The sequence below is a fragment of the Acinetobacter sp. PC34 genome (genome assembly GCF_051789135.1).
GTDB classification, from domain to species: Bacteria; Pseudomonadota; Gammaproteobacteria; order Pseudomonadales; family Moraxellaceae; genus Acinetobacter; species Acinetobacter johnsonii.
This window is the reverse complement of sequence record NZ_CP196664.1, coordinates 911,007-923,656: the sequence shown is the minus strand read 5'-3', so window position 1 is coordinate 923,656 and position 12,650 is coordinate 911,007. Positions and strand designations below refer to the sequence as shown.

The window sequence follows — 12,650 nt, the reverse complement described above, 5'->3', positions numbered from 1 at the left end:
TTGAATACTATAATTAAGTAACTTTTAATATAGATCATGTATTGTGGCTGAAATTTTAAAATGGTTGATGGTATGAACCAATATTCCCCACTCAAAGGCAAGTCAGGTTTTAAACGTATTTTTAATGCAACTCATTATTCTATTTCAGGTTTTAAGGCCGCATTTGCGCACGAAGCAGCTTTTCGACAAGTCCTGTTGATTAACCTGATTCTGATTCCAACAAGCTTTTTCTGTGATGTCAGTCGCTCAGAACAAGCCCTCATGGTAGCCGTTTGTTTACTTGCAATTATCGTTGAATTGTTCAATTCAGCGATTGAGGCGATTGTAGACCGTATTTCTCTGGAGCGGCATGAGCTTTCAAAAAATGCCAAAGACATGGGCAGTGCTGCACAGTTTGTTTCTTTAAGTATTATCTTTATTGTTTGGCTACTGATTCTGATGCCTTAATGTTTTTGTTCAATATTTCACGCGCAAGTTGTTCAACAAGCTCAAAATTAAGTCATAAAAAAAAACCCTGCTTTCGCAGGGTTTTTTTTGAATCAGTTCAGTGCTTAGTGAGCAGCGAATTGGTTCATTGTGTTTTTAGCATCATCGTGCGCTTTAAGAGCGTTGTCACCAGAGAAGATTTCTTTGTGATCATCACCGATGTCAGAACCCGCCATTGCTTGGTGTTTAACACAAGCGATACCACCACGGATTTCTTTACGTTGTACGCCAGCAACATAAGCCAACATACCTTCAGAACCGAAGTAACCTTGTGCAAGCTCATGAGTAGAAAGCGCAGCAGTGTGGTAAGTCGGAAGTGTGATCAAGTGATGGAACACACCCGCTTCACGAGAAGCATCTGCTTGGAACGTACGTACTTTCTCATCAGCATCAGCAGCTAATTCAGTTGCATCGTACTCAGCGCTCATTAATTTAGCACGGTCGTAAGCAGAAACGTCTTTACCTTCAGCAACCCAACGGTCGTAAGCTTGTTGACGGAAGTTCAACGTCCAGTTAAATGATGGAGAGTTGTTGTAAACAAGTTTCGCATTTGGAACTGTTTCTTTAACACGGTTAACCATGTGCGCGATTTCGTCAACGTTTGGAGTCGCAGTTTCGATCCAAAGAAGGTCAGCACCATTTTGAAGGCTAGATACACAGTCAAGAACAACACGGTCAATTTGAGTGTCTGGACGGAATTGGTATAAACCAGAAGCCAAACGCTTAGGACGGTGTAATTTACCATCACGCTTGATTAGGATTTCGTCTTCTTGAGCATCAGCGATGTCAATTTCAACAGTGTCTAGGAAACCGATGTATTGAGAAGCGATGTCGCCTGGCTCTTTAACCACTGGGATTTTTTGAGTCAAGTCAGCGCCTTCAGAGTCAGTACGCGCAACGATGATACCGTCATCAAGACCCATTTCTAAGAATGCATAACGTAATGCATGGATTTTAGAGATGAAATCTTCGTGTGGAACAGTTACTTTACCAGCTTGGTGACCACATTGTTTCGCGTCAGATACTTGGTTTTCGATTTGTAGTGCACAAGCACCAGCTTCGATCATTTTCTTAGCAAGTAAGTAAGTCGCTTCTTCGTTACCGAAACCAGCATCGATATCCGCAATAATTGGCACAACGTGAGTTTGGAAACCGTCGATTTGCGCAGTGATTTCAGCAGCTTTTGCAGTATCACCAGCTTCTTGAGCTTTTTTAAGCGCACGGAATAGGTCGTTTAATTCTTTAGCATCAGCTTGGCGTAAGAAAGTGTAGATTTCTTCGATCAATGCAGGTACTGAAGTTTTTTCATGCATAGATTGGTCAGGAAGTGGACCGAATTCTGAACGAAGTGCAGCAACCATCCAACCAGAAAGGTAGATGTAACGACGTTCAGTCGTACCGAAGTATTTTTTGTTCGCAATCATTTTTTGTTGTGCGATGAAACCGTGCCAGCAACCCAAAGACTGAGTGTATTTGCTAGAGTCAGCATCATAAGCAGCCATATCACGACGCATAATTGCAGCTGTGTATTTAGCGATATCTAAACCAGTTTTGAAACGGTTTTGGATTTGCATACGCGCAGCATCTTCAGGACTGATGTCTGCCCAAGTGCTACCGAATTTTGCTTTTAATTCGCGGATTGCATCAATCGCTGTTTGATATGTAGTCATGATATTTCCTGTAATAATATTAGGATTTTCTTCAACGAAAAGCTAAAATCAGACCCTCAAGCTTTTGCTTAGATTTAGAGCGCTTCGTTGCGATGAATACAGATTAGATTGACAGAATAAATTAATCCAATATTCTGCATTAATTTTCAGTATTTATTTAAAAAATATATAGATAAAAGTCTAATTATATTTCGATAAAACATAATTAAGTAATTGTTATTTTTAAACTTAAATAAAATAAGAAAACCGTGAAAAATACATCCTTTGTCGAATATTTCTTCATTAGACTTAAGTCTCGGCCGTTGGAAAAAAGAGTTCAAACCGAAAATCAATACTTAATTTGACCCAAATGACAAAAGTTCAATATTCAGCAAAAAGAGTATTTATCACGCTTTTATTCCACCAACAACAGGCCAGCTCAAGCCATTTTCTAGGCGATACTCTAAGCCTCAATTCACACATATTAAAACATTGCTTAGGACTAATATGCCCTCCGTTTTTAAGCATAAAAACCCATTTTCTGTGAAAATGAAGGGGGTATTCTTTATACAACCCGATGCTTTTTTTTTCGTCAGTTTATTACACAAGCCCGATGGCTTATGGCATAATGCAAATAATTTCATGATTTTATTCTCGGTATTTATTTTATGAATCTGGAGCGGGTTGATCTAAACCTCTTAATTTACTTGGACGTACTTTTACGCGAAAAAAATGTAACCCGAGCAGCTGAACAATTGGGTGTCACCCAACCAGCAATGAGTAATATTCTACGTCGTCTTCGTAACTTATTTAATGATCCCCTGCTAATTCGCTCTTCTGAAGGTATGACACCAACCGAACGGGCTTTAGAATTACAACCCCGCATACGTGACGCTCTTTCTGATCTCTCCATGATTTTGGAACCTCGTACCGAGTTCCGTCCTTATACCTCAAATCGTGTTTTTCGTATTATGACTTCGGACTATGCCGAAGCCACCTTAGTTCCCCGCCTCGTTAAAGCACTGCGTTCAGAAGCACCCAATGTGGTTTTAGACTTCTTAACCCCAAGTGATGTGTCATATCGTGATATGGAACAAGGTAAAGTTGATCTAGCCATTAACCGATTCAATGAAATTCCACAAAGCTTCCACCAAGTTTTGGTCTGGCGTGACAGTTTTTCATGTTTGCTCAATGGTAAACACCCTGCTGCCAGCAACTTAAACCTAAAAAGTTACCTCGATGCACAGCATATTTGGGTCTCTAAAACAGGTATGGGCGTTGGTTTCGGCGTTAACCCTGAAAAACAAGCAGGTCTAGGTTGGATTGATCAAGCTTTAGAGCGTATTGGCCAAAAACGTAAAATTTCGGTCTTCACTCGACATTATCAAATGCCTGCACTATTGGCTTCAAATGTAGATTTGATCGCGACTTTACCGACCCGTATTGCACGCTTACAAGCCAAAAGTCAAAATCTCTTGATTAAAGACCCACCTTTTTATATTCCAGAATTTGAGTTGAAAATGGCATGGTGTCCACTGTTGCATCACCATCCTGCACATCGCTGGCTCAGACAGCTGATTTTGTATGTGGCACGTCAAATGATTGAGGAAGAAAATCGTGAGTTTTTAGGCAATAACTCGCAATTCTCACATTATTAAGCACTCAAGCTCTAAATAATTCATTTTCATACCAATAACTCAGGTATGATAGAAGACAGTAAGTGATTACTGTCTTTATTTTTTTGTGTTAAAAATATTCATAATAACGATGAATCACAGGTGGATTCCGTGAGCCTTTTTCAAAACATAGTTATCATTCTAGTCCTGATTGCTGGGGCGGGTTTCTTGTCTCTGACAGAAATTGCACTGGCAGGAGCACGTAAGGTCAAGCTGAAAATCTTGGCTGAGTCGGGCGATGATCGCGCACAGAAAGTTTTGAATTTACAAGAAAATTCTGCTGACTTCTTTGCCGCTTCACAAATTGGCTTAAACGCAGTGGCGATCTTGGGCGGTATTTTAGGTGAAGGGGCTTTTCGTCCTTACTTCATGAGCTTTGTTTCTCGTTTTTATACTGGCCCCTGGTCTGAAACTATTAGCTTTGCGCTATCTTTCACTTTAGTCACCTCGCTATTTATTTTGTTTGCCGACCTCATGCCAAAACGTTTGGCCATGATTGCCCCAGAGAAAATCTCTATTGCGGTGATTAACCCCATTCAGGTGTTTATTAAGGTCTGCAAACCTTTGGCTTGGATTATTAATGCCCTTGCCAACTTGTTATTCCGCCTGTTTAAAGTGAATACCACACGTGATGACAACATTACCTTTGATGACATTTCTGCAGTGATGGATGCGGGTGCGCAAGCTGGGGTGCTACAAAAGCAAGAACATCATTTCATTGAAAACGTATTTGAGCTTGAAGAGCGGAACGTTCCTTCAAGTATGACTACGCGTGAAAATGTGGTGTATTTTACTTTAAATGAATCCGAAGCCAGTATTCGTCAAAAATTGGCTGAATATCCTTATTCTAAGTTCTTGGTGTGTAGTGAAAATATTGACGATGTAATTGGCTATGTCGATGCCAAAGACATTCTGGTCCGTATTCTGAATAATCAATCTTTACTACAACTCAATGAAAGCACTATTCGTAATGTTCTCACCATTCCAGACACATTAACCTTGTCTGAGTTATTAGACCGTTTCCGCTCCACCAAAGAAAAATTTGCCGTTGTGATTAACGAATATGCTTTGGTCGTGGGTGTCATCACCCTGTCGGACATTATGATTACGGTGATGGGCGATTGGGTGACTCCGATTGAAGCCGAACAACAGATTATTAAACGTGATAATAATTCATGGCTAATTGATGGCAGCACACCGATTGAAGACATGAAGCATGCACTGGCCATTGATGAAATGCCAGATGAAGAAAATTATGAAACTTTGGCTGGTTTTATGATGTACCGTCTGCGCAAAATTCCACGCCCTGCCGATACCGTAGAATACGCAGGCTTTAAATTTGAAGTGGTCGATGTCGATCATTTTAAGATTGACCAACTTTTAGTGACGCGCTTACTTGAAGAAACACTACAGCCTGCAACCCAAACAGTCGAGGAATAGAAACATCTCCTTAAATTAAAACCTTGCAACTGCAAGGTTTTTTTTGCTTCAGATTTAACCATATGAAGTTATACAAAATAAGTATCTTAACCATACTTTACAGATATATATTATTTATTAGAAAAATAGAATGAAAAATCACATATGTTTAAGAGCATTTAAAAATCATGCTGAATTGCATACTATCGCTGTCACTTGATGAATAAACAGACTTAACACGTTCAAAGGATTGATCCATGCTGACCATTTTAGGTTTAGGCATGATTATGTGCTTCATGTACTTAATCATGTCCAAACGACTGAGCGCTCTCGTTGCTTTAACTTTAATCCCTATCATTTTTGCATTACTTACTTATGTTTTAAGTCTCTTTGTTGACAACCTTGCTGGATTTGATATTGCTGAACTTGGCAATATGATGATGGAAGGCATTAAAAAGCTCGCTCCTACGGGCGTAATGCTTCTTTTCGCAATCCTTTATTTTGCAATTATGATCGACACGGGTTTATTCGACCCTTCAGTGAAGTGGATTTTAAAGCAGGTTAAAGGCGATCCTTTAAAAGTGACCCTCGGCACCATTACGCTGACTTTAATTGTTTCCTTGGATGGTGACGGTTCAACCACTTATATGATCTGTGTTGCCGCAATGCTACCGTTGTATAAACGTATTGGTATGAGTCCTTTAATTATGGCTTGTCTGATGATGCTTGCGAGCGGAATCATGAACTTAACCCCATGGGGTGGACCAACAGCACGTGCTGCAACGGCATTGCATGTCGATCCAAACGATGTCTTTGTTCCGATGATTTTACCAATGCTGGTTGCAATTGGTTGGTTATACTTCCTCGGCTTTATGTATGGCCGTATGGAGCGTAAGCGCATTGGTATTGTGGAATTAGATATTAGTCATGGTGACAGTATTCAAATTTCGCAAGAACCAGAAGCTAACCGTGCCCACTTAAGATGGTTTAACGCACTACTGACTTTGGTCTTGATGGTCTGCTTAGTGATGGGTGTTTTACCTGCGGCCATTCTGTTCATGGTGGCGCTGTGCATTGCATTGGTGGTGAACTATCCTGATTTAGACATGCAAAAGCGTTTGGTTGGTAACCACTCTGCTAGTGCCTTAGCTGTAGTCGGGATTATTTTCGCGGCAGGTATTTTTACTGGTATTTTGTCGGGCACAGGTATGGTTGAAGCTATGTCTCAAGAATTGGTTGCCATTATTCCAGAAAGTATGGGGCCATATTTAGCACCTATCACGGCTGTAATTAGTATGCCACTGACCTTCTTTATGTCGAATGATGCCTTCTACTTTGGTGTACTGCCTGTACTCTCTGAAGCTGCTGGACACTATGGTATCACTCCTGTGGAAATGGCTCGTGCATCGATTGTCGGTCAACCTGTACACTTGCTGTCTCCATTGGTTCCATCGACTTACTTACTCTGTGGATTGGCAGGAATTAACTTCGGTGAACACCAAGAATTTACCATCAAATGGGCAGTGATTACCTGTTTAGTGATGCTGGTTACAGCAATGGTCTTTGGTATTTTCCCACTTTACTCAACGCTGGGCTAATTAAATACCTACACTGAGTTATAACGAACCTTAAGCTCAACAACCGATAAATACCCGATGTGATACATCGGGTATTTTCATTTATAATGCCTTGATATAACAATACAATAGAGTCAAGATTATGTCTTTTTCATTGCCCGCTGTGTTGGCATGTACTTTCTTTTATTCTGCGCTGTATCTGATTTACTATTATTTTGCCCAATACAACCACACACTTCTGATCGTAAGTGCGATTGTTTTGCTGATTTTAGCATGGCGGATTACACCTTATGCTTATGAACGTGGGCAACGAAGCTTTAATGATACTCTGTCTTTTGGACAGTATTCTTGGGATCCACTGATTACATGGTGGCGACTGTTCATTTGGCCCATCAGCTTATTACTGGCTTGGATTTTTCATAGTTAAATAGAAGCCATAAAAAAGCACCCGAAGGTGCCTTTGATACTGCGATCTTAACGACCATACAATTCAAGTAATGTATCTAAAGTCGCTTGATAGTGAATGGTAATATCTTCAGATAAAATTTTATATGCGCTGTCAAACTGAACCATTGGCCAGCCTTCTTTCCAAAATGGGAAGATGTTGTGCAAATCATGGGTCACGGTCGCATCTTCACGTACAATTGCTTGCGCAACTTGTGACAAGACTTGTGCTGTTTCCGCACCATCAATCGCCATGTAATCAATCCCACGTACTTTTAAAATACGGATGCGGTCTTTCTTATAGCGAATTTTTTTGGCTTGACCTTCATTCAGGCCCAACGCCAAAGCTACAGCTTCAACAAACTTACTTTCAAAAGATTGGTTCAAAGCCACAATCGCAAGTTTATGTGCTTCTTGACGACCCGCTTTACCACCCTTAAGAATCTCTTCTTTTGCCTCTGTATCAAGCTCATCGTCTTTCATAGACTGCAAAATGTCTAAAATTTCGATATCACTTAAAGATTCAGGAGAATGATCAGTCATGAACTGCCCTTAGACAAAAAAATTGAATCCGACATTTTCGCATAATTCAGAGTGAAAAAGCGAAATTGTTGTGCTTTTCTCTGTGAATATTCTGTTTCACGTATTTTTTTGAGCCATCCCCTTCCAAATCTACTATAGTAAAGGCTATTTTTCTCATACGCTCTTTTTTGACGATGCAATCCAAACAAGTTCAACTGTTACTGCAACAATTAGAGACCCGCTACCCTGCCGCATTTAAACGTAATTACTTGCTTTATAGTCAAATCAAAACACGCGGTATTTTAGATGACCAGCGTGAAGTTATTCCGTGGGTTTTGGCGGTGATGATTTTTATTCCAATCAGCTTAATTCTAAAAAATTTTTACTTAACTCACTTGGAGAATATCGATCCTCTCCAAAGTCATAGTTACGCCATTATCACTATTTTATTGGTGCTGATGTGGGTCTTACCTTTTGTCATTAAGCAAATTAAACATTCATCAAACTCCTTGTATCAACTGCAACGCCATACACCCATCAAACTCGCGGCGGTGATTCTTTTAAGTGGACTAAATCTAATGTTCCTTGAAAGCAGTTTGCTGATGTGGATCTTGTTTTATTTTGGTGTGAACTTTGGTTTTGTGCGCTTCTATAAAGAAAATTTATTTCGAGACCACAGCCAGTCGGTTGAACATCACCAGTTACAACAACTCAGACGTGTCTGCTTTTGGGCCTATAAACAAACGCTCAAATCACGACTCCAATTACGCTTTAGCTCCCATCAATCTGAAGATTATCAGGCACGAAAACTTCAGCTGGGGCGTGAAGCAGATTTATACGTGCAACTGCTGAAGTATGAGCATGCTTACTGTAAGCAGATTAAGCACATCGATCTCGACAGTTATATCGATGAAAAATTATAAAAAACCGAGCAATGATGCTCGGTTTTTCTAAGGTCATTTTATGCCGTTTGTTTTAATGCACTGACTGGCAATAATGTCGAGTCTAATATCACTTGATGCGAGCGAGTTTCGTCAACGATGTATTCTTTGTGCTTAATACTATCTACGAAAATCCAATCCGCTTGCACCTGCTCTGCGGTAAAACGGACTTTCAAATAACCGCGCTGATTTAAATTGCAATAACTCAGCTCATCAATCAAGGTTGTAAAAGCAAACTCAAACTCTTGGAGTTGTTGCATTGGAATAGACAAATACTTTTCCATACCTGGCGAGGAAACTGAACTTGTCGCTAACTCCACACCCACAAATTGCCCTGTTAAATCGTGTAAGTCCGATGCCCATGCATTATGTGTATCACCAGCCAAGACCACGACTTTTTTATTTAAATACTGCAGTGTGCCGTACAGCGTCTCCCTTTCAACCGCATAACCATCCCATGCATCTAAATTGTAAGGAACCACAGTTTTAATACGAGACAACTGCTCTACTGTTAAAGATGGATCATGATTTAAGTAACGAAGTTTTATTTCCACCAATTCTTTAATGAGTTGATTCACCTGCGCCAAAACATCTGGAGTCACCGCGCCGCTACTGATTGCACTGAGCACTTGTAACATCTCGGCTGGAACAAGCATTTTGCTCATCAACACCTGCTGACCCAAAACTTGCCATGTGGCTTTAGAGCTCGCAAGTTGCTGTGTTAACCATGCGCGTTGATTCAACCCCAGTAACGTTCGATTTGGGTCTTGCATATCTGTAGTAAAGCGCACAGCATCCAAACCCGATGCGGTTAAATAATCTGCATAATCTAACTGTTTACTCCGCGCTAGAATACGCGTATCCAACATATTTAACTGCACTAAATTACCAAAGTTAAACTGGCGATAAATATTCAAATGATCTTTTTCAGAAAGCGGACGGATTGGCATCCACTCAAAATAGGCCGCCAGTGCCGCAAGTTTACGTTCAAGGAAATCGCCTTCAGTATCTGACTGATGATTTTCAGCACCCTTTTCCCATGTATCATTTGCGAGTTCATGGTCATCCCAAATCACAATAAAAGGATGACGTTGATGCGCGGCCTGCAAATCTGCATCTAGTCGGTATAAAGCATAACGTTTGCGATAGTCATCTAAGCGAATAATTTCTAAGCTATTATCATCCGCCAGTGCACGCCCCATCTCTACAGCCTCTTCCGTTGCATATCCGCCCATACCATATTCGTAAATGTAATCCCCCAAATGAATCACAACATCCACATCCTGTTTTGCAATTTCTTTATAAACATGGAAATAACCCGCTGGATAATTTGAACATGAGCATACGGCAAACTGTACCGACTGTACTTGCGTTGCCAAAGTTTTGGTTTGCCCTGTGGTTGAATATGTCGACGCCGATTTAAAACGGTAGAAATAAACTTGCCCCGCAGCAAGTCCCGTCACATCCACTTTCACAGTAAAATCTTGTGCAGCTGTAGTCAGCACCTTTCCTGTTGTTGTAATGTGTTTAAAGTCTGCATCTTTTGCCACTTCCCAGAGCACCTCTAAACGCGCACTGCTATCCGATGGTGTTACGCGTGTCCAAATGATAACTTGAGTTTGTAAAGGATCACCACTGGCAACCCCATGCAAAAACTGCACTTGCGTAGTGGGCTGTGTGTTTGAATCGGCGTCATCACCACAAGCGGTCAGTGAAATAGGTAAAGATAAAGCACCAAATCCTGCCAAAGTTTTTTGAATAAGTTCTCGGCGGTTCATTTTTTTTGTCATGTGGATTGCCTAAAGACGATATGGACTTGAAATTTATGCGAAAAATATGACATGCATATCTCAAGTCGATGACATTTTTATGACGCCTGAACAAGTGCAGACAGATAATTTTGCTATTTTTTAAACATAAACCGCTGAATTGTTTGAAAAGAAAGCAAATAATCACAAATAGACTTGCCAACTTTTATTTCGTCCTCTATTATTGCGCTCATGCCCGAGTGGTGAAATCGGTAGACACAGGGGATTTAAAATCCCCCGCCCACAAAGCGTGCCAGTTCGAGTCTGGCCTCGGGCACCATTATTAAGCTAATTAAGATGGTGCAATAAAAAATCCAGCAATATGCTGGTTTTTTTATGTCTATAATTTATGCATCGAAGCACATAACAATCACAATATGAAAAAGAACACTCTCATTATCATCTTATGCCTAATTTTTTCAAACATCAGCCATGCAAACCCCACCTCACAGCAAACAGATAGCGATACTTTTTATGACTTGTTTGCAGGCACAATTATTGAAAAAGACCGTCAACTCTATTTACATGCGTGTAAATCAGTAGATGCTCATTTTAAATTAAGCTTTAATCACACTAAAGATGAGCAACATATTCGTGAGGTCATGAAAAAGCATCCAAAATTTTGGCTGAATCTCAGTGCAAATGCTGAAATGGTCGAAGGTGAATATGTGATGACAGTCGATACGATTCAAGATGAACATTTGAACCAAAATTGTCATCTCACCGATCTTTTAGATGAGTTATAACAGCAATCTCAGCTTCTAAAGCAAAACCAACAGAACTTGAAATGAGAGAGTGGCTCACCACTCTCTGTTCACCACCAATTCTTCCATTTCAATATCCATAAACCCAGCATCTTGTACCACCATCATCATCGCTTCAGCAATAAAATCAGCAGCAGAGTCATCTAATGATGAATCTAGATCTTCAAAATGCGGCTTCATTTCATTAATTTCAGCCACTGCGGCATTGGCATATTGATAAATATCACCCTCAGATTTTGCTTTTACAATTTTTTTAGCAAAAGTCTCGACATGCTGCTTCACTTCAGCAACAAGAATATCGGGATAATATTCATCATCAAACATAGGGAGAAGTAAATCTGCAAACATACAGGCACTCAAAATGAGAAACTTAAAAAACGAGTCTGTATAACATAAACCAAACAAATCACCAAATAAAAAAGCAGCATCTGAAGATGCTGCCAGTCTAACAATCTGATATAGATCAAATTTTCAAATTAAATCATTACCTCGGCATTCCGCCGCCCCATTAAGCCATATTCATCGCTTGCCAAACCTTGATCGCATCACTCATGGCTTTAACATCATGGGCGCGCACCATACACGCGCCTTGTTGAATACTCAGCAAATGTCCCGCTACAGAACCCACGGCCCGCTGCCCTGCCTCTGCCCCGCCTAAAGCTTCTCCGATAAAGCGCTTTCGTGACAATGCGGACAAGATAGGATACCCGAGCTGATTTAGCTGATGGAATTCTTTTAAAAGCTTAAGGTTCTGCTTTGCATTTTTAGCAAAGCCAAAACCCGGATCAATCATGATATTTTCAGCTTTGACACCAGCCTTGAGTGCATCCGACACGCGCTGGGAAAGCTCAGTCATGACATCTAGAGTGACATTATCATATTGATCTAAACCATTCATGGTAGTCGGTTCACCACGCATATGCATGATAATCACTGGAATATTCAGTTTAGCTGCCGTCTCTAAAGCATTCGGGCGTGTTAATGCTCTCACATCATTCCAGATATGTGCGCCTGCTGCGACTGCAGCTTGAATCACTTCAGGTTGAGAGGTATCAATCGAAATGACTACATCAAGTTCAGCCAAAGCTTCCACCACTGGGACGACACGACGAATCTCTTCTTCAACCTCAACTACAGATGCACCTGGACGTGTAGATTCACCCCCAACATCGATGACTGTCGCCCCATCCGCAATCATTTGCTGAGCATGCGCAAGCGCTTGTGCTTTGCCATTATGTTTGCCGCCATCACTGAACGAGTCTGGCGTCACATTTAAAATACCCATCACATGCGGTACAGACAGATCCAGTGATAGCTCTCCACAACGTAGGATTTTCTTTGGCAAAGCCATCAATTGCATGTGA

Annotated in this window: 12 protein-coding genes and 1 tRNA gene; 8 read left to right on the top strand and 5 right to left on the bottom strand. The window is 40.7% G+C overall.

All coding sequences use genetic code 11. The features are described 5' to 3' along the window. The first annotated feature begins 72 nt into the window (after positions 1 to 72). A complete protein-coding gene (locus ACSC9N_RS04510) occupies positions 73 to 447 on the top strand; it encodes a diacylglycerol kinase (RefSeq protein WP_005400440.1) in 375 nt (124 codons plus the stop codon). Between the two features lie 104 nt (positions 448 to 551). Here the strand turns inward: ACSC9N_RS04510 and ACSC9N_RS04505 are convergent, their stop codons facing one another. Further along, positions 552 to 2,156, bottom strand: coding sequence for an isocitrate lyase (locus ACSC9N_RS04505; protein ID WP_010327264.1), 1,605 nt, complete (start codon positions 2,154 to 2,156; stop codon positions 552 to 554). A gap of 647 nt (positions 2,157 to 2,803) precedes the next feature. On the opposite strand from ACSC9N_RS04505, the gene ACSC9N_RS04500 reads away from it, so the two are divergent. The 4 genes from ACSC9N_RS04500 (at position 2,804) to ACSC9N_RS04485 (ending at position 7,234) form a co-directional block, all read left to right on the top strand. After that, positions 2,804 to 3,793: a LysR family transcriptional regulator gene (locus ACSC9N_RS04500; RefSeq protein WP_004982677.1), complete on the top strand. Its 990-nt coding sequence runs from the start codon at positions 2,804 to 2,806 to the stop codon at positions 3,791 to 3,793. A gap of 129 nt (positions 3,794 to 3,922) precedes the next feature. Next, positions 3,923 to 5,251, top strand: coding sequence for a hemolysin family protein (locus ACSC9N_RS04495; protein WP_010327265.1), 1,329 nt, complete (start codon positions 3,923 to 3,925; stop codon positions 5,249 to 5,251). 236 nt (positions 5,252 to 5,487) lie between these two features. Then, positions 5,488 to 6,828 (top strand): CitMHS family transporter, encoded by a 1,341-nt coding sequence (locus ACSC9N_RS04490; protein ID WP_005400436.1) that lies wholly within the window; start codon positions 5,488 to 5,490, stop codon positions 6,826 to 6,828. Between the two features lie 121 nt (positions 6,829 to 6,949). Continuing rightward, on the top strand, positions 6,950 to 7,234 hold the full coding sequence (locus ACSC9N_RS04485) for a hypothetical protein (protein ID WP_010327266.1): 285 nt from the start codon (positions 6,950 to 6,952) through the stop codon (positions 7,232 to 7,234). Between the two features lie 47 nt (positions 7,235 to 7,281). On the opposite strand, the gene ACSC9N_RS04480 is transcribed toward ACSC9N_RS04485, so the two are convergent. Beyond that, positions 7,282 to 7,794: a hypothetical protein gene (locus ACSC9N_RS04480; protein WP_010327267.1), complete on the bottom strand. Its 513-nt coding sequence runs from the start codon at positions 7,792 to 7,794 to the stop codon at positions 7,282 to 7,284. Between the two features lie 173 nt (positions 7,795 to 7,967). Between ACSC9N_RS04480 and ACSC9N_RS04475 the strand changes: the two genes are divergently transcribed. Beyond that, positions 7,968 to 8,696, top strand: coding sequence for a hypothetical protein (locus ACSC9N_RS04475; RefSeq protein WP_010327268.1), 729 nt, complete (start codon positions 7,968 to 7,970; stop codon positions 8,694 to 8,696). A 38-nt stretch (positions 8,697 to 8,734) separates the two neighbouring features. Here the strand turns inward: ACSC9N_RS04475 and ACSC9N_RS04470 are convergent, their stop codons facing one another. Then, complete coding sequence (locus ACSC9N_RS04470; protein ID WP_395475092.1) at positions 8,735 to 10,504, bottom strand: alkaline phosphatase D family protein; 1,770 nt, start codon at positions 10,502 to 10,504, stop codon at positions 8,735 to 8,737. Positions 10,505 to 10,716: 212 nt separating this feature from the next. On the opposite strand from ACSC9N_RS04470, the gene ACSC9N_RS04465 reads away from it, so the two are divergent. Both ACSC9N_RS04465 and ACSC9N_RS04460 read left to right on the top strand, forming a co-directional pair. Further along, positions 10,717 to 10,802: transfer RNA gene (locus tag ACSC9N_RS04465), tRNA-Leu, on the top strand. 97 nt (positions 10,803 to 10,899) lie between these two features. Then, on the top strand, positions 10,900 to 11,268 hold the full coding sequence (locus ACSC9N_RS04460; RefSeq protein WP_010327270.1) for a hypothetical protein: 369 nt from the start codon (positions 10,900 to 10,902) through the stop codon (positions 11,266 to 11,268). A 54-nt stretch (positions 11,269 to 11,322) separates the two neighbouring features. On the opposite strand, the gene ACSC9N_RS04455 is transcribed toward ACSC9N_RS04460, so the two are convergent. Both ACSC9N_RS04455 and folP read right to left on the bottom strand, forming a co-directional pair. Next, on the bottom strand, positions 11,323 to 11,634 hold the full coding sequence (locus ACSC9N_RS04455; RefSeq protein ID WP_010327271.1) for a DUF5713 family protein: 312 nt from the start codon (positions 11,632 to 11,634) through the stop codon (positions 11,323 to 11,325). Between the two features lie 160 nt (positions 11,635 to 11,794). Beyond that, entirely contained in the window at positions 11,795 to 12,646 is an 852-nt protein-coding gene (folP, locus tag ACSC9N_RS04450) for a dihydropteroate synthase (protein ID WP_010327272.1), read from the bottom strand. Between the last annotated feature and the right edge of the window lie 4 nt (positions 12,647 to 12,650).

Coding starts and splice junctions, on each gene's coding strand:
- ACSC9N_RS04490 (WP_005400436.1), top strand. CDS start 5,488: ATGCTGACCATTTTAGGTTTAGGCATGATTATGTGCTTCATGTACTTA.
- ACSC9N_RS04455 (WP_010327271.1), bottom strand. CDS start 11,634: ATGTTTGCAGATTTACTTCTCCCTATGTTTGATGATGAATATTATCCC.
- ACSC9N_RS04510 (WP_005400440.1), top strand. CDS start 73: ATGAACCAATATTCCCCACTCAAAGGCAAGTCAGGTTTTAAACGTATT.
- folP (WP_010327272.1), bottom strand. CDS start 12,646: ATGCAATTGATGGCTTTGCCAAAGAAAATCCTACGTTGTGGAGAGCTA.
- ACSC9N_RS04485 (WP_010327266.1), top strand. CDS start 6,950: ATGTCTTTTTCATTGCCCGCTGTGTTGGCATGTACTTTCTTTTATTCT.
- ACSC9N_RS04470 (WP_395475092.1), bottom strand. CDS start 10,504: ATGACAAAAAAAATGAACCGCCGAGAACTTATTCAAAAAACTTTGGCA.
- ACSC9N_RS04500 (WP_004982677.1), top strand. CDS start 2,804: ATGAATCTGGAGCGGGTTGATCTAAACCTCTTAATTTACTTGGACGTA.
- ACSC9N_RS04505 (WP_010327264.1), bottom strand. CDS start 2,156: ATGACTACATATCAAACAGCGATTGATGCAATCCGCGAATTAAAAGCA.
- ACSC9N_RS04480 (WP_010327267.1), bottom strand. CDS start 7,794: ATGACTGATCATTCTCCTGAATCTTTAAGTGATATCGAAATTTTAGAC.
- ACSC9N_RS04460 (WP_010327270.1), top strand. CDS start 10,900: ATGAAAAAGAACACTCTCATTATCATCTTATGCCTAATTTTTTCAAAC.
- ACSC9N_RS04475 (WP_010327268.1), top strand. CDS start 7,968: ATGCAATCCAAACAAGTTCAACTGTTACTGCAACAATTAGAGACCCGC.